Source organism: Arthrobacter sp. P1_D12 (assembly GCF_056406175.1).
The window spans coordinates 93,682-114,048 of sequence record NZ_JBFUAR010000013.1; the positions used below are offsets into that span (position 1 = coordinate 93,682).

Here is a 20,367-nt window from a genome sequence, read left to right on the forward strand (position 1 = left end):
CGGAGCCCCCGCCGCAGCAACGCGGACGACGACGGCTGACAGCTTCTGAACGAGGGTTCCGTCAGGTCCGGAAGCTGCCAGCCTTTGTTCGTAGGTCCGTTGTGCAGCAACAGACCCGGCAGTCCGGCCGGTGTCGGCCGGATTGAACCTGTGAGGGGCGGCTGTGGCCGCGACCGATGCAGGCGGGCGCTCCCCGCCTGGGGCCGGATCGCTCCCGCCAGGTTGCCTGTCCTGACGTACCACTGGCCAAACCGTCATCCCCCACCTACTCTCTCGACCAACCTTTGGGCCCGAAGCCGAATCGTTCCGGATCTCGCCGGCGGATGCCGGTCATATCGACCCGCCTCAGCTGTTCACTTCATGCGCTAGGAAAAAACTAGCCCCGAAGGGCGGCGAAAAACCGGAAACGGGGGCTTCATGTGGTCCGAGAAGAGGAAGTATGCGGGATCTGCGGGATTGTGGATGTGGACTCCACGAACGTGGCGCGTTCGGGCCCGCCTCTGCGGGCGCGCCCCAGCCAGCTCCGGGCGGAACAGTCGGGGGCGGGGGCCGTTGAGAACCCTAAACAGCCAGCGGGGACTTCTCGCGGCCCAGCTCCGGTGCTGGAACGGTTCCTCTGGTAGACACGAGGCACGACAGTTGGGAACGTGACTGAACCCCCAGCTTCCGATATATCGCAGTGAGGCGCACTTCAACCGTTCTGACGGACACGAACAGCGATGCCGCAATCTCCTTGTTGCGCCGGCCCCGGGCGACGAGCTGTACAAGTTCGCGCTCCTGGTCCGAGAGCAACGGCAACGCCGGGTTCTGGAACTCCGGAACATCCCGCACGGCGTCGCCGAGCAGCATCGCGTCCACATGCTGTGTCCAGGACGCGGCGCCCGACTCTTCGAAAAGCGCCTTCGACCTCAGCAGTGCGTTCGTGGCGTCCTTTTGCCTGCCTGAAGTCGCCAACCGTTCGGCGTAACAAAGAAGTGTCCTGGCCCGCTCGAACAAGGAATCGTTCTTCTGCCACGAATCCAGGGCCTGAACGAACAGCTCCAGGGAGTGGTCGCCCTCCGCGACCAAGGCGCGGGAGCGGGAAACGGCCATCAGCAACCATCGGGATTTCAGGCCGGCCGATCGGTATTCCATCCTGGTGAGGGCCCGGGCCGCCTCGCGCCGGTGACCCGACCTGACGAGCACTTCCACCAGGTCCGACTCGCAGCGCAGAAGGGCGGGGTTGCTGAAGTCCATGCCAATCTCCGCAGCCCTGGACAGCAGGGCGCCGGCCTCCTCAAGATCGCCCCGCATCAGCGCAAAATGCCCCTGCCACGCGAACAATTGCGCGACCGACCGCGGAGGCGCGTCGGCGCTGACACACTTTTGGGCCTCAGCGAGGCAAGCTTGGGCCTCAACGGTGTCGCCGACAGAATGGGCCCGCCAGAGGAAGAAATTGTTGCGCAGCCCCCGGTGATACTGCTGGCTTGTTGAGGAACTGGCAATTTCGTCTATCAGTGCGATGGCGGAACGGAAGTTTCCGGCGCGGATTTCGTTGTCGGCCGCGAAGTACCGCGCCGTCTCACTCCAGTTCGCGTCGCTGGCGGCGCTCAAGTTCCGGACGAGGGAAAAGAGATCGCGGGCTCCTTCGTAGTTCTCGGCATACGTCAGGGCGCGTCCTTTGAGCAGCAGCGACGCGGTGGAACTGTTGGCGCCGCCGTCGGCTGCCCGGGAGATCCGTTCAAGACTGCCTTTGACGGCATCGGCCAGAAGCCGGGCGCGCTGGTTCACGGCCACGGCTTCGCCGGATGCCTCACCCAGGAACTGCTCCGCATGCTCCAACAGTTGCTCGGCGTCCTCGACCTGCCAGCGTTCGGCCATGTGAAGGGCTCCGATAGACAGGAGGCAGGCAGAGAGCCCCGGATCATGGTGGCCGAATTCCTTGATTAGCCGGATCATCATGCTCGGCCTCACGGAATTGCCCTTCATCAGCTCCATCTGGAAATCGAGCCCGGTGAGTCGCAGCGTCAGGGCCCGGTCCTTCGTGATCCGTTGCGCCCAGTCCACGTAGCGTTTCGCGTGGACGAATTCGCCCCTGCTGAACAGCACCTCCGCGACCGTGCCCAACCTGGCAGCCGTCTCTGCCTCCCAGGGATTGATGGCGAGGGCCCGCTCGATATATTCGACCGCGGATTGCGTCTCATCCGCCCGCACCAGCTCCACGGCATGGCGGAGCAGGCTGAACGACGTGTCGCGGCGCATGGCCGGCGTGTAGCTCAGATGCCACGGCCACGCCTGGCGATCCGCAGTTTCGGCAGCCGATGCCAAGGCGTGGTGATGCGCTGTTCTTTCCGCCGGTTGCATAGCCGAGAATATATGATCGCGCAGCATTTGATTCTGAATTCTGAGGTACGAACCGGTGCGGACAGCAATCCCGGCGGAGACAATTTCATCCACACCCGCCCACAGGTCCCCGGGTATTTTTTCCAGAAGATCGGCGCTGCTCCGGTAAGAAAGAGAAAGGAGATCAAGTGCCCGTCGCGCACATGGTGAAAGCCCCGAAATCGATGCGGCAAGATCAGGCTCGAAGCTTCCATTCCAGTGCAAGGGGATGGGGAGAGCGTATTTGCCCTGCACTTGGCGCCGGGTCAGCTCTTCGTAGAGCTCGATCGAGGCCAACGGATTGCCGTGGGTGGCCGCGGCAACAGCGTGGATCATTGCCTCGCTGACCTGTCCCGGCGTCGTGGCTTCGAGCATTCTGACAGTGTTGCTGAGGCTCAGATTCTCCAAGGGAAGTGTGGCCATCCGGGCAAACGGACTTTCCGGCGATTCGCCGCGCATGCTGGCAATGAGCACCACCCCTGTGCCTGCGAGGCGCCGGGCCAGGAATCCGAGAACGATCTGGCTGGCAGAATCCAGTTGCTCGGCGTCGTCAATAACCACGACAGTCCGGTCTGCGGACCATTGCCGGAGAGCGGAGAGGAGCATCGTTGAAAGGTCTGTGGCGTCGAGGTTTCCGCGCGGTGAGGTGGCCACATAGTCGGTGAGGGCCGCCAGCGCGGGATCGTCGATTCCGTTGAGCAGGGCTGTCAGACCGGAAAAGAGCCACGTCGACTCTGACGGATTGGCGCGCAGGAGCACCGTCTTGTACTCGTGCACATTCGGAATCTCGGCCAGCAGCGACGACTTGCCGCTTCCGTGGCCCCCCGTGACCGCCAGGGCGGATTCCCGGGGGCTCCGGATCAGTGCCAGGACACGGGCGATTTCTTTTTCCCGGCCAAACAAAACCATTGGTGCCCCGATTCCATCCCCAAGAGACCAATCAGTCGAGGTTTCCGCTTCTTTTGGAAAAGAGAATAGGGACCCAAACCGATATATTCATCCTGCGCACACCAACGCTTTCTGCAAAACAAAGGTCCGGGGTAACTCCGGAATGGAGCGTAAGCCCTGACCAAATGGCTGTGCTGATGCCAATGTAGCTTGGCTTCTTCGGGAGCACTAGCGGGTTCGGATAATCGAGTACAGGGTGAGCTAAACACGAGTAGTCGAACCCCGAAATACTTGGGTCAGACCGCAGAATTGTCCATATGGCCCCGACTTTGCGGACCGTTCGGCCGCCTCCCGGGCACTACGCGGCGACGCCGACTACGAGGTTGATGGTGGTTGCCAGAATGATGGTCCCAAAGAGGTAGGAGAGCAGGCTGTGCTTGAGGGCCTCGGCCCGGATGCCATGGTTCTGCAGCGCGGTGTCCGATACCTGGTACGTCATGCCCAGACTCGTGGCTAAGTAGGCGAAATCGGTGTACTGCGGCGGCCGGCTCTGGTTGAAGTCGATGCCGCCCACCCGGGAGCCTGCCCTCGTGCCCGTGCCGTAGTACAGCTCCGCGTACCGCAGTGTGAACAGCGTCTGGACCAGGGTCCAGGACAGCGCCACCGAGACTACCGCGAGCAGCCCGCCGGCAATCCTGGAGAGGGTGTCAGTGTTGTTGTGCGAATCCACGATGACCGCTCCCGCAGCCGCCAGGCTGGCGGCGTTGGCGGCCAGGATAAGCAGGTCCGTCGTGCTCCGGGCCGGGTCTTCCGTTGTGGCGTGCAACCGGGTGTCCGCAGGGTCGAGGCGGCCGATAACCAGCCAGACCCAGACGACGTAGGTCAAGGCGGCGGCGCACCAGCCAATCGTGGGAGCCTGCACCCAGTGCCCTGACATTCCGGCCGCCCCGGCGGCGAGTAGCCCCAACAGCACCATGGCGGCGAAGCGGAGACGGCTGCGGCGGAGCGGTGGCGGCACGGCTGACGAGGGGTTGGTGTGCATTTTCAGATCATGGCACAGCCGTTGCGCCCCCCGACTGACCGCTGGTCGTGTGGCGGTTATCCACATGGCCGCAGACGCTATTCCCGGCCAGGTCGCGGGGCCGTACGGTGGAGGCACGGAATCGCGGATTCCGGCCCGCATGCACTAAGCTATTGAAGTCTGTGCTGCGCCCTGCCTCCGTTCCGGCGGCTGGGCATTGCATGACACCGCAAATGAACCTCCTGTTACGGAAATGCCGTAACCGCTTAGCCCAAAGGAGGTGGGTTCACATATGCGTCCTTACGAATTGATGGTAATCATCGACCCCGAGGTCGAAGAGCGTGCCGTTGAGCCGTCGCTTCAGAAGTTCCTGAACGTCATCACCAACGATGGTGGAACCATCGAAAAGGTTGACATCTGGGGCCGTCGTCGCCTGGCTTACGAAATCCAGAAGAAGTCCGAAGGTATCTACGCCGTGGTGAACTTCACCGCCGAGCCGGCTACCGCCAAGGAACTTGACCGCCAGCTGAGTCTCAACGAGACCATCATGCGCACCAAGATCACCCGCCCCGAAGAGCAGAAAGTTGTTGCTGAGTAATTCAGCAGCCAACCTTCAATCTTTATCCCCGCAGGAACGCACAAGGAGGCAGTAGATGGCAGGCGAAACCACTATCACGGTTATCGGTAACCTCACCAATGACCCCGAACTCAGGTTCACACCGTCCGGTTCGGCCGTAGCGAATTTCACCATCGCTTCTACTCCCCGCACCTTCGACCGGCAGTCCAATGAGTGGAAGGACGGGGAAACCCTGTTCCTCCGCGCGTCGGTCTGGCGCGAAGCAGCCGAAAACGTCGCCGAGTCCCTGACCAAGGGCATGCGCGTTATCGTCTCCGGCCGCTTGAAGAGCCGTTCCTACGAAACAAAAGAAGGCGAGAAGCGCACCGTTATCGAGCTCGAGGTCGACGAAATCGGCCCGAGCCTGCGCTACGCCAACGCCAAGGTCAACCGCACCCAGCGCTCCGGCGGTCAGGGTGGTCAGGGTGGCTTCGGCGGCGGCAACAGCGGCGGTGGATTCGGTGGCGGCCAGGGTGCAAACCAGGGCGGCAACACCGGTGGGACATGGGGCGGCAACCAGCCCGCCGCGCAGGAAGACCCGTGGGCCACGCCCGGGGTCAGCAATGCGGGCGGCGGCTGGGGCAACGGCCCGGATTCCGAACCTCCCTTCTAAACAACATCTAAGGTCCGGCAACGAAAGCCGACTGGCCGCCGCAAGGCGGCCTGGTGCAGACTGCGCCGGATCACCACCATCCCGTGGATCAATATCCACGGGCTCCATCGAATAGGAGCTCCACGATGGCTAAGGCTGAACTCCGTAAGCCCAAACCAAAGTCCAACCCCTTGAAGGCCGCTGACATCACTGTCATCGACTACAAGGACGTAGCATTGCTGCGCAAGTTCATCTCCGACCGCGGAAAGATCCGCGCCCGTCGCGTCACTGGCGTCACGGTGCAGGAACAGCGCAAGATCGCCCAGGCAATCAAGAACGCCCGCGAAGTTGCTCTGCTGCCTTACTCCGGCGCTGGCCGCGGCTAAGGAAGGGATTAACTAAAATGGCAAAGCTCATTCTGACCCACGAAGTAACCGGTCTCGGTGCTGCTGGCGACGTTGTCGAGGTCAAGGACGGTTACGCACGTAACTACCTGCTGCCCCGCAACTTCGCCCTGACCTGGTCCAAGGGTGGCGAGAAGCAGGTTGAGTCCATCAAGGCTGCCCGCGTTGCCCGCGAGCACGCTTCCCTGGAAGACGCTCAGAAGCAGGCTGCTGCACTCTCCGCCAAGCCGGTCAAGCTGGTCGTCAAGGCTGGCGCAACCGGACGTCTGTTCGGCACCGTCAAGCAGGGCGACGTGGCCGACGCTGTTGAGGCCGCAGGCCTGGGCCGCATCGACAAGCGCAAGGTTGAACTGCCGGCACACATCAAGTCGACCGGTTCCTACCAGGCAAACGTCCGTCTGCACGACGACGTTTCCGCTGTGATCGAACTCGACGTAGTCGCAGACAAGTAGCCCTCACCGGCTGCAGTCCTGAACTGCTGGAAGGCCCCCGCCTCCGGACCTCTCTGAGGACCGAAGGSGGGGGCCTTCCGCTTTAACCCCAACACGAGGTCACTTGCGGTCCATTTTGGATGGCGTCATGGGCCGGAAGCGACCCCGCGTTGCTTTGGCGGGGCGGATCCCCTTAGGCGTGGTGCAGCGCCGTGGTGACATGCCGGTAGCCGAGCCGGACCAGTTGGGTGAGCACGGCCTCGTCGACGTCGTCGAGCTTGTTGACGTACAGGCAGCCGGCGCCGAGCTTGTGCCTGCCCAGCCTGCCGAGGAGTTCGGCAGCCTCCGGCCCATATGTCAGGCCGTAGAGCGACAGGCTGGATTTCCTGGGGGAGAAGCCGACCGCCGCGGCATCGCCCTCCCTGCCGCTCGCGTACTTGTAGTGGTAGCGGCCGAAGCCCACAATCGTCGGACCCCACATTTGCGCCGGTTCGCCCGTTATTTCGGACATCAGCGCCAGCATGCGGAACCCGTCGGCGCGCCGGACCGGATGCTCGACGGCGGCCAGGAACTCCTGAACCGACGCGCCCGTTGCCTGCGTTTTGTTTTCAGCCATGAGGGCAGCCTTGCAGAGCGCGGGATTCCTGTCAGGCGGGGAGGGCGCCCGGGAATAAATCCCCTTGCCCGCCGCTTCTAAAGATAGATGCAAACGCATGTAGTCGCGTTGCTGACCAGGATTCAACTTAGGAGCACTCCGTGGAAACCCGCCGTATCACCGTTATCTCCGCCGGACTCGGCGTCCCCTCCTCAAGCCGCCTGCTCGCGGACCAGCTGGCGGCCTCGGCCGAGCGGCAGCTAGCCGCGGCCGGCTACGCCGTGGACATCGAGGTCTTGGAGTTGCGGGACCTCGCCGTGGACATCGCCAACAACTTTGTCACCGGGTACGCGGCTCCGCGGCTCGCCGAAGTGATCGCCCGCGTCGAGGCCGCTGATGGCCTGATCGCCGTCAGCCCCGTTTTCAGCGCGTCCTACAGCGGGCTTTTCAAGTCCTTCATCGACGTGCTCGATCCCAAGTCGCTCGAAGGCAAGGCCGTGCTGATCGGGGCCACCGCCGGCACGGACCGGCACCAGATGGTGCTGGACTTCGCGATGCGGCCGCTGTTCACTTACCTGCGCACCCGGATCGCCGCCACCGCGGTTTTCGCGGGGCCGCAGGACTGGGGAAACAACGACGACGGCGGCTCGCCGCTGTCGGTGCGTGTGGACCGGGCGGCGGGGGAGTTTGTCGCCCTGCTGCAGGACTCAGGGCCGCAGCAGAAGCCGGCCGCGCTGGAGTCCCTGCCGTTTGAGCAGCTGCTGGCCGGGATCGCTGCCCAGCGGTAGGTCTGCCCGGCGCCGGGCTTCCGGGCCCGCAGCGCCGTCCGAACCTTTTCGGCCGCCCGCTCGTTGTCCGGGACATGAAGTGTCCCGTGGATTCTATTGACCTGATCATGAGTGAACGCAGCGGCGTGGAGATCGACTATTGCCCCCAATGCCGCGGGGTGTGGCTGGACCGGGGAGAGCTGGACAAGATCATCGACCGTGCGGCGGAGTCGTTGGGCCCGAAAGCCGGCGTCCCCGCCGCACCAGTGCCGCCGGCAGCGATCCCACCTGCTGAGTTTTCACCTGCTGAGTTTTCACCTGCGGCGGGTGGCCATATTCCGCCGCCGCTGTACAACCTCGACCCGCGCCGGGACGACCGGCGTCCGGATGACCGCCGCTATGACGAGCGCCGGTACGATGACCGCCGCGACCGTCCGCGGCCCGACCAGTCGAGGTATGAGCAGCCGCGTTACGATGACCGCCGCCGTCCGAAGAAGAAGGAAGGCTGGCTGGGGGACTTGTTCGACTTCTAGCCCTGCCGGGTCGCCGGCCGTGCGGGTGGCCCCGGAGCGGGCGTGGGCCCCGCGGGGTTCAGTCGCCGAGCAGTGCGATGAATTCCCGGGCCTGTTTCATGGAGATATCCGAGTGGCGGGTCAGGGCGGTCGCTGCGGCCTCGGTGTCGCCGCTCTTGGCCAGGGTGCGGATCCTCCCGTAAATCTCATCATTGAGCATGTTGCTGCTCACCTCGCGGGTGACATCGCCCTTGCTGGCGATCGCGCGGTAGCGGTACGAGAACCGCTGCGGCACGTCGTCGTCGTCCGGAACGGCCGCCGGCGCCGGCTCAGGGGCGCGGAAGGGCTGGGGGKGGGCTGCCAGCGCCGCGACGGCGTCGCGGGACGCCCGGAGGCCCTCGCCTGTGGCCTCGAGGTAGACCTTGATGGCGGCCATGGCCTGCCCCTGCGCGATCAGCGCGTAGAGCTGCCGGTGCTGCTCCTCGGTGAGCCTGGCGGCCGCCGTCCGGGCCAGCTCCGCGGAGTTGGGGTCCGGCTGCGGCGCTGGTGCCGGCCTGGTGCGTTCGCCGCGGCGGCTCCACGCCCGTACCGCCAGCAGTACGGCGGCGGCCACGAGCACCAGGATCAGTACGGGAATGAGCAGGGAGTCCATGTGCTAGAGCCGATCTACGTAATTCTTTGCGGTCTTCAGGTCCGAGCGGGTCGATTGCCGCAGCAGCCGGACGGCCTTCGTCTTGTGTCCGTCGTGGGCCAGTGACTGGAGCTGCAAGAGGAGCTGTGGGTTCAGGTGTCCAATGGCGGACAACGCATCCTGGTGGCCGGAGCTGTCCCGGCCCAACAGGGCGGAGCGGGCGTGGTCGGCCTGCTGCGACTGCTGCTGGGAGTTCTGGCTGGGGCGCGTGGTCGCTTCAATCCGGGCGCGGGAGGCCTCGGCAGCCCGGACCTGCGCCGCGTAGTGGGCCTGGGACTTGAGCGCCAGTTCCTGCTGGTAGCGCTCGGCCTCTGAGATCCCGTGGTTCCGCGGCTTCAACGCCGTGACCGCCGCCCAGAGCACCGTCGCGAGGATGAGGGCAGGCAACATGACTATCAGTACATCGCCCATGATTAGAGCTTATGCCAGATTGCGGTTATCCACAGCATGTTCCGCACCTCGCGTACAGTGCGCCGCTGCTGGCGTCAATTCGGCTCGGCGGGAATGAATCCGGTCACAAAATGCGCGTATCGGGCGGCAAATGTGGCCTCCTGCGCCGCATCGTATCCCCAGCCCCAAGGTGCAGGCTGTGGATGAAGCTTGGCGGAAATTGTTTTGTGTCCACAAGATGAATGCAACATTTCCGCAGGTCAAGCACGGATTACAGGCTTAACTTTTTTTCTATCCACAGCTCTACCCACAGACTGTGCACAAGCATCAGGCACTAGTGCACAGGTTATCCACAGGGCAGCCGGGCGGCCGGGTTGGTGCCTGCCCCGGCGGCGGATAACGTAGCAGGATATCGGGCGTGGGAAGCGGAAAAACCTGCGGTCGCCGGATGGTGCCCGCCAGGACACCGGCTCCGGGATCCGGTGCCCTGCGGCCGCACCGGCACTGTGGATAACGGCGGTCGCTGGGCCGGCGCGAACTGTCGGAGCTGACTGGTAAGAATAGAGCGGCCGGCATGTGCCGGGTTTTGCCGCCCGCATGACAGCAGTTCGGAATCGCGGCGGTTCGGAATCACAGCAGTTCGGCATCACAGCAGTTCGGAATCACAGCAGGTACGCATCACAGCTCCGCAATTACGGCAGTTCGGCATCACGGCCGGTGAGCACCGCAGCGGCTGGGCGTTGACCCGCCGGGATAGGGCGCTTGGCCTTAAGGCACTGGGTACGAGGGCATTGGGCATAAGGCGCAGTGCTTACGCGCCGCGGCGAACGGACATCCGCCACGGCACACAATGAAGGACGGCAGTTTTGTCAGTTACGCATCTGGACTCAGTCGAGGGTACGCGGGGAGCCGAGGGCAGTCGCAAGCCTCCGCAGGACATCCCCGCGGAGCAGTCAGTCCTGGGCGGCATGATGCTGTCCAAGGACGCCATCGCCGACGTCGTCGAGATCCTGCGTGGCCAGGACTTCTACCGTCCGGCGCACGAAACCATCTACGAGGCCATCATCGACCTCTATGGCCGCGGCGAGCCCGCGGACGCCGTCACCGTCTCGGACGAGCTGACCAAGCGCGGCGAAATCAACAGGATCGGCGGACCCGCCTACCTGCACGAACTCATCCAGACCGTCCCCACGGCCGCCAACGCCGGTTACTACGCTGAAATCGTGGGCGAACGCGCGGTGCTGCGCCGCCTGGTCAACGCCGGCACCAAGATCGTCCAGCTCGGCTACGGACAGGACGGCGAGGTCGAAGACCTGGTCAACCAGGCCCAGGCCGAGGTCTACGCCGTCGCCGAACGCCGGACCGCCGAGGACTATGTGGTCCTCAAGGACGTCATGGAATCAACCGTGGACGAGATCGAGGCCTCCGGCCACCGCGGCGAGGGCATGGTGGGTGTCCCCACCGGCTTCTACGAGCTCGATGAACTCACCCACGGCCTGCATCCCGGCCAGATGATCGTCATCGCCGCCCGCCCGGCCGTCGGCAAGTCCACGTTCGCGCTGGACTTCGCCCGCTCGGCCGCCATCAAGAACAACCTCGCGACCGTCATGTTTTCCCTCGAAATGGGCCGCAACGAGATCGCCATGCGCCTGCTGTCCGCCGAGGCCACGATCGGCCTCCAGGACCTCCGCAAGGGCACCATCAAGGACGAGCAGTGGTCCAAGATTGCCACCACCATGGGCCGGATGAACGATGCGCCGCTGTTCATCGATGACAGCCCCAACATGTCGCTGATGGAGATCCGGGCCAAGTGCCGGCGCCTGAAGCAGCAGCATGACCTCAAACTGGTGATCCTGGACTACCTGCAGCTCATGAGCTCGGGCAAGAAAGTGGAATCCCGCCAGCAGGAAGTCTCCGAGTTCTCCCGTGCCCTGAAGCTCCTGGCCAAGGAACTCCAGGTGCCGGTGATCGCGCTGTCGCAGCTGAACCGTGGCTCCGAGCAGCGCCAGGACAAACGCCCCATGGTCTCGGACCTGCGCGAATCCGGCTCCATCGAGCAGGATGCCGACATGGTGATCCTGCTGCACCGCGAAGACGTCTATGACAAGGAGTCCCCGCGCGCCGGCGAGGCGGACATCCTGATCGCCAAGCACCGTAACGGCCCCACAAAAGACATTGTGGTGGCCTTCCAGGGACACTACTCGCGGTTTGCCAACATGGCCGCCGACGCCGGCGGTGGCGGCGGCTTCTAGCCCCGCCCGTCCCTAGCGGTCGCCGGCCGCGAGCAGGTGGTTGGGCAGCCGGTTCCCCGGGGCCCGGCCGCGGATTTCCAGCAGTTCGCGGGCATGGGCGTGGAGCCGGATATCTTCCGCTGACACCGGCACCCATTGCGGAATGGGGACCGAGGTGCCGGTCTCGTCGCGGGCGACCATGACCGTCAGGCAGTACGTGGTCAGGTTCAGCTCGCGCCCCTTGGGGTCTCCGGAGCGGACGTGGACGGCGATGTGCATGCCCTTGGTGCCGGTGTAGACCAGACGGGCCTCCACCTCTACGACGTGGCCGATCAGCAGCGGCCGGTAGAACCGCACACCGCCGGAGAATACGGCCACGGTGTCCTTGCCGCAGTACCGGGAGGCGCAGACGTACGCAGCCTCGTCGATCCACTTCATGACGATGCCGCCGTGCACCTTGCCGCCCCAGTTCACGTCCGTGGGCGCGGCCATGAACCGCAGCACCACGCTCTCGGCCGTGCCGGCGTCGGTATATTCCTGTCCGCTCATGGCCTCCACGATGTCCTCGCGGACCTTGATCCGGGCCAGCGCGTGGTGCCGCTGTTCGATTTCATCCGGCGTCTCAGGGACGAACTGCGGCACCGGTATGGGCTTGCCGTCCGCGCCCACGGCCACGAAGATCACGATGCACTGGCTGCGCATGGTGGCGGGGCCGCCCTTCGGATCGCCCGAGGACACCACGGTGCGGATATGCATCGAGGACCGCCCGGTGTACACGATCGTGGCCTCGACCTCCACCATGTCGCCGCTGTTGACCGGGTCCGCGAAGTGGATGTTCCCCACGTAGGCCGTCACGCAGTAGGACTTTGCCCAGCCGACGGCGGCGGCATAGGCCGCCTTGTCCACCCACTCGAGCACGGTGCCGGCGTCGACCGAGCCGCTGTGGCCGACATCGGTGGGGGCCGCCAGGAAGCGCAGGGTCACGGAATTGGGCGCATTCTCGCTCATAATGTGAGTTTACTGATTGGCCCGGCAGGCGCCGCCGGCCGGCGACACAATCGCTGTCCGCCGCGCCATAACCACGCCATGACCCTGGAGACACACGACGGCGGGCGGCCCCCCCAACTGCCCGCACCGACGAGGGCCACGGCTGCGGCGGCGGCCGCCAGAATCAGGACGAGTTCATAGCCGCCGGTTGCGACGAAGACGCCGGCGGAGGCGTGGACCATGAACAGGGCGCCGAGCATGTCCAGTGCGAGGAGGACCGCAAACACGCGGGTGAGCACGCCCAGAATCAGCGCGACACCGCCGACGAGCTCGAGGGTCGCGACGACGGGAGCCACCGCCTGGGCTGCCGGAACGCCCATCTGGGTGAAGGCGGCCTGGGTGCCTGCAATCGTGAATTCGTTGAACTTCTGCCAGCCGTGGGCGGCGAAAAGGAAGCCGGCGATGACGCGCAGGATGGTTCGGGCGGAGGTGGTCAGGGCGGGCTGGTTCATGGGAGATACCGTTTCGTAAGTAGGGGGCGTCGCGGCTCTCAGCCGCCGCGGCTTCGGTTGCGTTCAAGATCCAGTCTTCCGGATATTTAGTTGAAATGTCAACTAAATGACGCGCGGGGTCGATTCAGTGGCCCGGCTAGGGTTAACGCGTGCAACCTTCCCCGCCGCTGTCCACCGCCCCGCCGCCGACTACCGGGCAGCGCCGGGAAATCCTGCGCCTGGCAGTGCCGGCCTTCGGCGCCCTGATCGCCGAGCCGCTGTTCCTGCTCGCGGATTCGGCCATTGTGGGCCATCTCGGCGTAGCCGAACTGGCCGGCGTCGGGCTGGCATCGGCGGTCCTGCACACGGCAGTCGGACTGATGGTGTTCCTCGCGTACTCCACCACCCCGGCGGTGGCGCGGGCCATCGGCAACGGCCAGCTGGCCAAAGCCCTCGCCGCCGGGCGCGACGGCATCTGGTTGGCGCTGCTGCTCGGACTCGTCCTTGCGGTCGCCGGGTTCCTGGCCGCGGGGCCGCTCCTGAACCTGATGGGCGCCGACGGCGAGGTGCATGCGTTTGCCGTGGACTACCTGCGCGGGTCCATGCCCGGCCTCGTGGCGATGCTGCTCATATTCGCGGGCACGGGGGTGCTGCGCGGACTCCAGGACACCCGGACCCCGCTGATCGTCGCCGCCGCGGGTTTCACGCTGAACATCGCGCTGAACCTGGTCCTCGTCTACGGGTTGGGCTGGTCCGTGACCGGCTCGGCTGTTGGCACGAGCATCGCGCAGTGGGCCATGGCGGCCGTCTATGTGCTGATCGTCCGGCGCAATGCCCGCAACAACGGTGTGTCCCTGCGGCCGGACTGGCGTGGCATCCGGGCCCTGACCGGGGTGGGTTCCTGGCTGATGCTGCGCACGCTCAGCCTGCGGATCGCGATTCTCGCCACGGTGGTGGTGGTCACCGCCCAGGGGCCGGTCAATCTCGCCGCGCATCAGCTGGCCATGACCCTCTTCACGTTCTTCGCTTTCGCCCTCGACGCCCTCGCGATCGCGGCCCAGGCCTTGATCGGCAAGGAACTAGGCGCGGCCCGGCCGGTGGCGGCCCGCGCGCTGACGCGCACCATGACCCGGTGGGGGGTCGGCTTCGGCGTCCTGACCGGAATCCTTCTGGCAGCCGCGGCACCGTGGGCGGGCGCCGTCTTCACGCCCGACGCCGAAGTCCGGGCGGCACTGACCCTCGCCCTGTGGGTGCTCGCCGCCGGGCAGCCGCTGGCCGGGTACGTCTTCGTCCTTGACGGCGTCCTCATCGGCGCGGGCGACGCCCACTACCTGGCGATCGCCGGCGTCGTTAACCTCGCTGCCTACCTGCCGCTGCTTCTTGCCGTGCTGTATTCCGGCGCCGGTGCCGGCGCGGGATTGCTCTGGCTGTGGGCCGCGTTCTCACTCGGGTACATGGCGGCGCGGGCGCTGACGCTGGGCCTCCGGGCCCGGACGGACCGGTGGATGGTGCTCGGCGCGCGGTGAGTGCGGGCAGGCGCCGCCGGCAGACGTGCGAAGCGGCGGCTTCGCACTAAACTGGACGGGTGACTCTTCCCGCAGCGCCTGACGCGACCCCTGCCATCCGCGCCGCGGCCGACCTCTTCAAGCCCGTGCTTGTCAGGGCGGCCGTCGCGCTCGTGTTTGGCGCGGTCACCGTGTTCTGGGCGGCGCCGCCCGAATCGGGCATGGGCTGGGCCGGCGGCCTCTACCTGCTGGCCACCGGTGTGGTGATGATCTGGACCGTGCCCAAGACCGGATTCCCCCCGCGGGAAGGCGCTGGCAGGGTCCTCTCCGCCGGCGGGGCAGCCCTGGCCGGAGCCGGCGCGGCCGTGGCCCTGATCCCTGCCCCGCTCGTCTTCGGAACCATCGCGGCCCTGGGCCTGGGCGTGGCCGGCGCCGCGGAGCTGTTCGCGGGCATTCGTGGCCGCGGCCGGTCCGTGCTGGCCCGTGACTGGATCGCCTCCGGCGTGATCGGACTGGGCACTGCGATCTCGCTGCCGTTCTTCATCGGCCTCGGCCCGCACGCCCTCCTCGGCGTTGCCGGCGGCGGGGCTATCATCAGTGGCGTCCTGTGGATGCTGTCCGGACTGACCCTGCGCCATGATGCTCCGGGTGATTCCGCGGAGGCCGTAAACTAGTACCGACAGGTTCTACCCGGCGTAGAACAATGGCGGTAACAAGACAGCCACGCTATTTGCGCGGGCTGCAGGAGGAAAACACCTTGGCACAGCAGAAACCCGGAGCGCCCCGCAGCCTGCGGACCTCGGTCAAGGGACCGCTCATGTTCTCCGCGTTCTGGGCCGTGGTGGTTTTCTTCGGCGTCCTGATCTTCGCCTCGGGCGGCAGCGCCCGCTCGCCCCGGTTCGATCTGGCGCTCATCGGCGCCGGCATCGCGTTTATTGTGATCCTGGTGGTGGCCGCCATGCTGGCCATGAGCCACAAGGAGAATCCCGCTGACCTGGGGAAGGGTTCCGGCGTCAACCTCAGTTCCAAGCGCACGCCCTCCGGCCATGGCGGCCCGTCAGCGCAGCCCCGTCCCGAGTCCGGACCCGGCGATTCCCGGGACGGCGGCCCGCAAGTCTAGCAGCGTGGCCTCACGGTGAGGCCCGACAGGCCGGCCTGACAGTGGGGCTCGACACCGCGGGCCCTCCCGCCGGCACCTTCGGAGTCAGGACGCGGCTTTGCGGGCCCGGTACGCGGCCACGTGCGCGCGGTTGGCGCAGTTTCCCGTGTCGCAGTAGCGCTTCGAACGGTTGCGGCTCAGGTCCAGCACGACGGCGTCGCAGTCGTCCGCGGCGCATACCAGCAGGCGGTCCATTTCCTTGCTGCGGATCACGTCCACGATCGCCATGGCCGCCTCCGTGCTTATCCGGTCGGCCAGCGGCGCCTCCGGGGTGGTGGCGTGCAGGTGCCAGTCCCAGGGTTCGTGCTTGACCAGCTGGGGCAGCGCCCGGGCCTCCCGGAGCAGCCGGTTCACGGTTTCCGCGGCCGCCGACTCCTCGGCCTGCCAGAGTTCGGCGAGCTCGCCGCGGAGCCGCCGCACGCTGGCCAGCTCCGCCCCGTCCCGGGTGCGGGAACCGGTGAAGCCCTCGGCCTCCAGGAAGGCGTCCAGATCCCTGACCGTGGCCAAATGTTCCTCGCCGTTGGCCGCGGTGTTGATGAGGTTGACCACAGAACGCAGGGCAACTTCCGTGTCAGGGGCAAAAACCATCTTGACTCCTTACCTTGCCCGGGCGTAATGTCATGAGCATAACCCTACTTTACTCCTGACAGGAGAATGCCCGTGTCTGCCCCCCAGCGCCCCGTCGCCACCCCGGTCCGAGACCTTGCCGCCCAGCGGTCTGCCTCCGAACCGGGCGGCACCCCGCAGGGAAGCAAACTCGACGGCAAACGGGGAGGCAAGCAGGCCGCCAGGCAGAGCACCACGCGGGCCGCCGCACCATCCGGGTTCATGGCATCGGGCCTGGGTGTCGCACTGTTTTCGTCCGCGGTGTTTGGGCTCTCCGGATCATTCGCCAAGGCGCTCCTGGAAACGGGCTGGACTCCCGGGGCGGCCGTCACGGCCCGGCTTACCGGTGCGGCCCTGATTCTGGCCGTCTTCGCCATGCCCTCCTTGCGCGGACGTTGGCACCAGCTCCGGGACAACTGGCTGACAGTGCTGCTGTTCGGATTCATCGGCGTCGCCGCCTGCCAGTTGTTCTATTTCAACGCCGTATCCCGGCTCTCGGTCGGCGTCGCCCTGCTGCTGGAGTACCTGGCGCCGGTGCTGATCGTCCTCTGGCTGTGGGCCGCCAGCCGGAAACGGCCGCGGCCACTGACCATTTTTGGCACGCTCCTATCCCTCGGCGGGCTGATCCTGGTCCTGGACCTCACTGGAGCCGTCAAGGTCGACCTCATCGGGGTGCTGTGGGGGATCGCGGCCGCGGTGTGCCTGGCCATCTATTTCTTCATCACGGCCAAGGAAAACGACACCCTGCCGCCCATCCTGCTGGCCTCCGGCGGGCTCATGGTGGGCGCAATCGTCATGTGGCTCGCCGCGGCAACCGGGCTGCTGCCGATGGCCTTCAGCACGGCCGACACCCGCCTGGGGCCCTGGGTCACCCCGTGGTGGGTGGCGCTGGGCGGCCTCGTGGTCCTGGCCACGGTGGTGGCGTACGTGTCCGGAATTGTCGCCGCGCGGGCGCTCGGGTCGAAAGTCGCGTCCTTTGTCTCGCTCACCGAGGTGCTGTTCGCCGTCATCTGGGCGTGGCTGCTGCTCGGCGAACTGCCCGGACCCATCCAGCTCCTGGGCGGCCTGCTGATTGTCGGCGGGGTGGTGCTGGTCCGGCTGGACGAACTCCGGGCCCCGTCCGGCACCGGCGCGGCAGTGCTGGACCACGCAAACGACTGCGAGCCCGTGCCGTAGTCGGTTGTCCGTTCGGGCCCGGGCACCTCGTTCCCAGGGCCGAAGGAATCTCAATCGGGACTGTCAAGGACCTTGTGCAGCGAATATTTCATTCGCTGATCAAAAGCCCCGCCAGGCCGTGATCCTTCAAGTGCCGGGCTTCTTCGGGGCAGACCGGTGCGGCGTCCGGGAAGACAACCTGGCGCCCATTGTCGAGCTGCAGCGGTGGAATGACATCGTCAGTTCTTTCGAGCATCAGCCATGACCTGAAGGGCAGACCGCCCTTAGCATGGAGATATGTGCCGAAATATCCGGACCCTCCACAATTTTGAACCCCACGCCACCACCGCAGAGGTGGAGGCCGCCGCGTTGCAATACGTGCGCAAGATCAGCGGCAGCACCAAGCCGTCCAAGGCCAACGAGGAGGCCTTCAACCGGGCCGTGCATGAGATTGCCCATGCGACGCAGCACCTCCTCGACTCCCTGGTAACCCACGCCCCGGCAAAGGACCGCGGGGAGGAAGCGGCCAAAGCCAAAGCCAGGGCAGCCATCCGCTATGGCGCGGCCTGAGGCGGGGCGCCCGGCCTCAGGCCGGACTACTTCCCGAAGCTGCGCAGCCGCAGGGAGTTGGCCACCACCAGCACGGAGCTGACGGCCATGGCGGCGCCGGCGATCATCGGGTTGAGCAGGCCCAGGGCTGCCACCGGGATGCCCACGGCGTTGTAGAAGAACGCCCAGAAGAGGTTCGTCTTGATGGTGCCGAGCGTCCGGCGGGAAAGCTCGATCGCCTGCGCCACCTGTCCGAGGTCGTTGCCCATCACCGTCAGATCGGCTGCCTCGATGGCGACGTCGGTGCCGGAGCCCATGGCGATGCCCAGGTCCGCCTGCGCCAGCGCCGCGGCGTCGTTGACGCCGTCCCCTGCCATGGCCACAGTGCCGCCGGCCGCCTGCAGCTTCCGCACGGCCTCAACCTTGCCCGCCGGGAGCACACCGGCTAAGACGTCGCGCGGGCTGATCCCGACGGCGGCCGCCACCTGGGCAGCCACAGCGGCGTTGTCGCCGGTCAGCAGGATCGGCCGGAGCCCGAGCTCCCGGAGCCGGACAACTGCGGCCGCGGAACCGGGCTTGACGGTGTCCCGCAGGCTGATGATTCCGGCGATTTCACCGTCCACGGCAACCCAGACGGCCGTGGCGCCGGAGTCTTCGGCGGTACCCAGCGCCTCGCGCTGAGCCGGGGCCGGAGCGACGCCGGACTCCAACAGCCAGCCGGTGCGCCCCGCGACCACGCGCCGGCCGTCGACCGTGCCATCGACGCCGCCGCCGGCTGCGGAGCGGAAGCCGGTGACGGCGGGGAGGCCGGCGCCGTCGTGGTTCACACGCCCCGCCGCCGCGCCCAACGCCGCAGCGGCGATGGCCCGGGCGATCGGGTGCTCGGAGGCGTTTTCCACTGCCCCCGCCAGTCGCAGGACCTCGGCTTCGCTGTGCGGCCCGAAACTTTGGACGCCGTCCACGGCAAGGCGGCCGGTGGTGACGGTCCCGGTCTTGTCCAGCAGGATCGTGTCCACCGTCCGGGTGTCCTCGAGGACTTGCGGACCCTTGATCAGGATCCCCAGCTGGGCGCCCCGCCCGGTCCCGGTCAACAGTCCGACGGGGGTGGCCAGCCCGAGGGCGCAAGGGCAGGCAATGACCAGCACGGCGACGGCGGCGGTGAAGGCGGCCCGGACGTCGTCGGCGCTGACGGCCGGTGCGGCCGCAATGAGCCAGGCCCCGAAGGTGAGGGCGGCGATGACCAGGACGACCGGTACGAAGACGGCGCTGATGCGGTCGGCGAGCCGGGCGATGGGTGCTTTTCCGGTCTGCGCCGCGGAGACGAGCCTGCCCATCTGGGCCAGGGTGGTCTCGGACCCGACGCGGGTGGCGCGGACCAGGAGACGGCCTGAGGTGTTGATGGTGGCCCCGGTGACCTGGCTGTCCGGGCCGACTTCCACGGGCACGGATTCGCCGGTCACGAGGGAGGCGTCCACCGCAGAGGTACCGTCGATGACGACGCCGTCGGCGGCGATCTTCTCGCCGGGGCGGACCACGATCACGTCTCCGAGGGCCAGCTGGTCGGCCGGGATCTTGTGCTCGGTGCCGCCGCGCAGGACAGTAGCGTCTTTTGCCCCCAGGTCCAGGAGGGCCTTGAGGGCGTCGCCCGCCTTCCGTTTGGCGTTGGCCTCGAGGTAGCGGCCGAGCAGCAGGAACGTGGTGACCACGGATGCGACCTCGAAGTACAGGCCGCCGGAGCCCATGCCCTCCGCTGCGGGATGTTCGGTCATGCCCGGGTCGGCAAGGAGTTGCCCAACCGAAAACGAGTAGGCGGCAATCACGCCGATGGATACCAGGGTGTCCATGGTCGAGGCCAGATGCCGCGCGTTGATGGCCGCGGCGCGGTGGAACGGCCACGCCGCCCAGGCAACCACCGGCAGGGCCAGGATCGCGGCCACCCAGCCCCAGTTCGGGAACTGGAATGCCGGGATCATCGAGATCGCGAAGACCGGGACGGTGAGTACGGCTGCCACAACCAGCCGCGGGCGAAGAGAGGGTGCGGCTGTGCCGGCCGGAAATTCGGTGCCGGCCGGGAGTCCTGCGTCCTCCACCGGCGCGCCCGGGTACCTGGCGGACCGGACCGTGGCCTTGTAGCCCGCGGCCGCGACAGTGGCGGTGATCTGGTCGTCGGTGATGTCCGCCGGGACGCTGACTCGGGCGGACTCGAGGGGCAGGTTGACGCTGGCCTCGACGCCGTCGAGCTTTCCGAGCCTGCGCTCGACCCGGTTGACGCAGGAGGCGCACGTCATGCCCTCGATATCGAGGTCAATGACACGGCTCCCGGCCTGGTCCAACAACTGCTCGCTGCTCACGGCGCCCTTCTTTTTCCCGCTCGATTGGTTTTCTGCCGTTCCGGTGTCTGCGCCCGCCCGGCGCT

At 66.5% G+C, this 20,367-nt stretch carries 22 protein-coding genes; 12 read left to right on the forward strand and 10 right to left on the reverse strand.

What is annotated here, in order from left to right; all coding sequences use genetic code 11:
* Nucleotides 1-561: 561 nt before the first annotated feature.
* Nucleotides 562-3,270: a helix-turn-helix transcriptional regulator gene (locus AC1DZV_RS11335; protein ID WP_476953747.1), complete on the reverse strand. Its 2,709-nt coding sequence runs from the start codon at nt 3,268-3,270 to the stop codon at nt 562-564.
* A gap of 337 nt (nt 3,271-3,607) precedes the next feature.
* Nucleotides 3,608-4,291 carry a DUF1345 domain-containing protein gene (locus AC1DZV_RS11340; protein WP_476870321.1) on the reverse strand — a complete coding sequence of 228 codons (684 nt, stop codon included), beginning with the start codon at nt 4,289-4,291 and terminating at the stop codon, nt 3,608-3,610.
* A 271-nt stretch (nt 4,292-4,562) separates the two neighbouring features.
* Here AC1DZV_RS11340 and rpsF point away from each other — a divergent pair, with 271 nt between their 5' ends.
* From rpsF to rplI, 4 genes are all read left to right on the forward strand, one after another.
* Nucleotides 4,563-4,868 (forward strand): 30S ribosomal protein S6, encoded by a 306-nt coding sequence (rpsF, locus tag AC1DZV_RS11345; protein WP_026266755.1) that lies wholly within the window; start codon nt 4,563-4,565, stop codon nt 4,866-4,868.
* 55 nt (nt 4,869-4,923) lie between these two features.
* Nucleotides 4,924-5,499, forward strand: coding sequence for a single-stranded DNA-binding protein (locus AC1DZV_RS11350; RefSeq protein WP_018775330.1), 576 nt, complete (start codon nt 4,924-4,926; stop codon nt 5,497-5,499).
* A gap of 125 nt (nt 5,500-5,624) precedes the next feature.
* On the forward strand, nt 5,625-5,864 hold the full coding sequence (gene rpsR / locus AC1DZV_RS11355; protein WP_003800144.1) for a 30S ribosomal protein S18: 240 nt from the start codon (nt 5,625-5,627) through the stop codon (nt 5,862-5,864).
* A gap of 17 nt (nt 5,865-5,881) precedes the next feature.
* Nucleotides 5,882-6,334, forward strand: a complete 453-nt coding sequence (gene rplI / locus AC1DZV_RS11360; RefSeq protein WP_476953748.1) for a 50S ribosomal protein L9 — start codon at nt 5,882-5,884, stop codon at nt 6,332-6,334.
* A gap of 172 nt (nt 6,335-6,506) precedes the next feature.
* Here rplI and AC1DZV_RS11365 read toward each other — a convergent pair whose 3' ends face one another.
* On the reverse strand, nt 6,507-6,929 hold the full coding sequence (locus AC1DZV_RS11365) for a DUF1801 domain-containing protein (protein ID WP_476951677.1): 423 nt from the start codon (nt 6,927-6,929) through the stop codon (nt 6,507-6,509).
* A gap of 140 nt (nt 6,930-7,069) precedes the next feature.
* Between AC1DZV_RS11365 and AC1DZV_RS11370 the strand changes: the two genes are divergently transcribed.
* Together AC1DZV_RS11370 and AC1DZV_RS11375 are read left to right on the forward strand one after the other, a co-directional pair.
* Complete coding sequence (locus AC1DZV_RS11370) at nt 7,070-7,696, forward strand: FMN reductase (protein WP_476951676.1); 627 nt, start codon at nt 7,070-7,072, stop codon at nt 7,694-7,696.
* A 74-nt stretch (nt 7,697-7,770) separates the two neighbouring features.
* Complete coding sequence (locus AC1DZV_RS11375; RefSeq protein ID WP_476953749.1) at nt 7,771-8,208, forward strand: TFIIB-type zinc ribbon-containing protein; 438 nt, start codon at nt 7,771-7,773, stop codon at nt 8,206-8,208.
* A gap of 58 nt (nt 8,209-8,266) precedes the next feature.
* On the opposite strand, the gene AC1DZV_RS11380 is transcribed toward AC1DZV_RS11375, so the two are convergent.
* Nucleotides 8,267-8,839 carry a hypothetical protein gene (locus AC1DZV_RS11380; RefSeq protein WP_476953750.1) on the reverse strand — a complete coding sequence of 191 codons (573 nt, stop codon included), beginning with the start codon at nt 8,837-8,839 and terminating at the stop codon, nt 8,267-8,269.
* Between the two features lie 3 nt (nt 8,840-8,842).
* The gene (locus AC1DZV_RS11385; protein WP_028277634.1) at nt 8,843-9,289 is read right to left on the reverse strand and encodes a hypothetical protein; all 447 of its coding nucleotides are present in this window, start codon (nt 9,287-9,289) and stop codon (nt 8,843-8,845) included.
* An 845-nt stretch (nt 9,290-10,134) separates the two neighbouring features.
* Here AC1DZV_RS11385 and dnaB point away from each other — a divergent pair.
* Nucleotides 10,135-11,520, forward strand: coding sequence for a replicative DNA helicase (dnaB, locus tag AC1DZV_RS11390; protein WP_018775337.1), 1,386 nt, complete (start codon nt 10,135-10,137; stop codon nt 11,518-11,520).
* Nucleotides 11,521-11,532: 12 nt separating this feature from the next.
* Here the strand turns inward: dnaB and AC1DZV_RS11395 are convergent, their stop codons facing one another.
* Together AC1DZV_RS11395 and AC1DZV_RS11400 are read right to left on the reverse strand one after the other, a co-directional pair.
* Nucleotides 11,533-12,507 (reverse strand): acyl-CoA thioesterase, encoded by a 975-nt coding sequence (locus tag AC1DZV_RS11395; protein ID WP_476951673.1) that lies wholly within the window; start codon nt 12,505-12,507, stop codon nt 11,533-11,535.
* The gene (locus tag AC1DZV_RS11400) at nt 12,504-12,998 is read right to left on the reverse strand and encodes a DoxX family protein (RefSeq protein WP_476953751.1); all 495 of its coding nucleotides are present in this window, start codon (nt 12,996-12,998) and stop codon (nt 12,504-12,506) included. The genes AC1DZV_RS11395 and AC1DZV_RS11400 overlap by 4 nt, the downstream gene beginning before the upstream one ends.
* Nucleotides 12,999-13,147: 149 nt before the next feature.
* Between AC1DZV_RS11400 and AC1DZV_RS11405 the strand changes: the two genes are divergently transcribed.
* From AC1DZV_RS11405 to AC1DZV_RS11415, 3 genes are all read left to right on the forward strand, one after another.
* The gene (locus AC1DZV_RS11405) at nt 13,148-14,503 is read left to right on the forward strand and encodes an MATE family efflux transporter (protein ID WP_476951671.1); all 1,356 of its coding nucleotides are present in this window, start codon (nt 13,148-13,150) and stop codon (nt 14,501-14,503) included.
* A 59-nt stretch (nt 14,504-14,562) separates the two neighbouring features.
* A complete protein-coding gene (locus AC1DZV_RS11410; protein ID WP_476951670.1) occupies nt 14,563-15,156 on the forward strand; it encodes a hypothetical protein in 594 nt (197 codons plus the stop codon).
* A gap of 83 nt (nt 15,157-15,239) precedes the next feature.
* The gene (locus AC1DZV_RS11415) at nt 15,240-15,602 is read left to right on the forward strand and encodes a hypothetical protein (protein ID WP_476951669.1); all 363 of its coding nucleotides are present in this window, start codon (nt 15,240-15,242) and stop codon (nt 15,600-15,602) included.
* A gap of 84 nt (nt 15,603-15,686) precedes the next feature.
* On the opposite strand, the gene AC1DZV_RS11420 is transcribed toward AC1DZV_RS11415, so the two are convergent.
* On the reverse strand, nt 15,687-16,229 hold the full coding sequence (locus tag AC1DZV_RS11420; RefSeq protein WP_476951668.1) for a CGNR zinc finger domain-containing protein: 543 nt from the start codon (nt 16,227-16,229) through the stop codon (nt 15,687-15,689).
* A gap of 240 nt (nt 16,230-16,469) precedes the next feature.
* Here AC1DZV_RS11420 and AC1DZV_RS11425 point away from each other — a divergent pair, with 240 nt between their 5' ends.
* Nucleotides 16,470-17,423, forward strand: coding sequence for an EamA family transporter (locus tag AC1DZV_RS11425; protein WP_476953756.1), 954 nt, complete (start codon nt 16,470-16,472; stop codon nt 17,421-17,423).
* Between the two features lie 88 nt (nt 17,424-17,511).
* Here the strand turns inward: AC1DZV_RS11425 and AC1DZV_RS11430 are convergent, their stop codons facing one another.
* Complete coding sequence (locus tag AC1DZV_RS11430; protein WP_476951667.1) at nt 17,512-17,658, reverse strand: hypothetical protein; 147 nt, start codon at nt 17,656-17,658, stop codon at nt 17,512-17,514.
* 41 nt (nt 17,659-17,699) lie between these two features.
* Here AC1DZV_RS11430 and AC1DZV_RS11435 point away from each other — a divergent pair, with 41 nt between their 5' ends.
* Nucleotides 17,700-17,972 carry a DUF2277 domain-containing protein gene (locus AC1DZV_RS11435; RefSeq protein ID WP_028277626.1) on the forward strand — a complete coding sequence of 91 codons (273 nt, stop codon included), beginning with the start codon at nt 17,700-17,702 and terminating at the stop codon, nt 17,970-17,972.
* A 26-nt stretch (nt 17,973-17,998) separates the two neighbouring features.
* On the opposite strand, the gene AC1DZV_RS11440 is transcribed toward AC1DZV_RS11435, so the two are convergent.
* The gene (locus tag AC1DZV_RS11440) at nt 17,999-20,302 is read right to left on the reverse strand and encodes a heavy metal translocating P-type ATPase (protein ID WP_476951666.1); all 2,304 of its coding nucleotides are present in this window, start codon (nt 20,300-20,302) and stop codon (nt 17,999-18,001) included.
* Nucleotides 20,303-20,367: the final 65 nt, after the last annotated feature.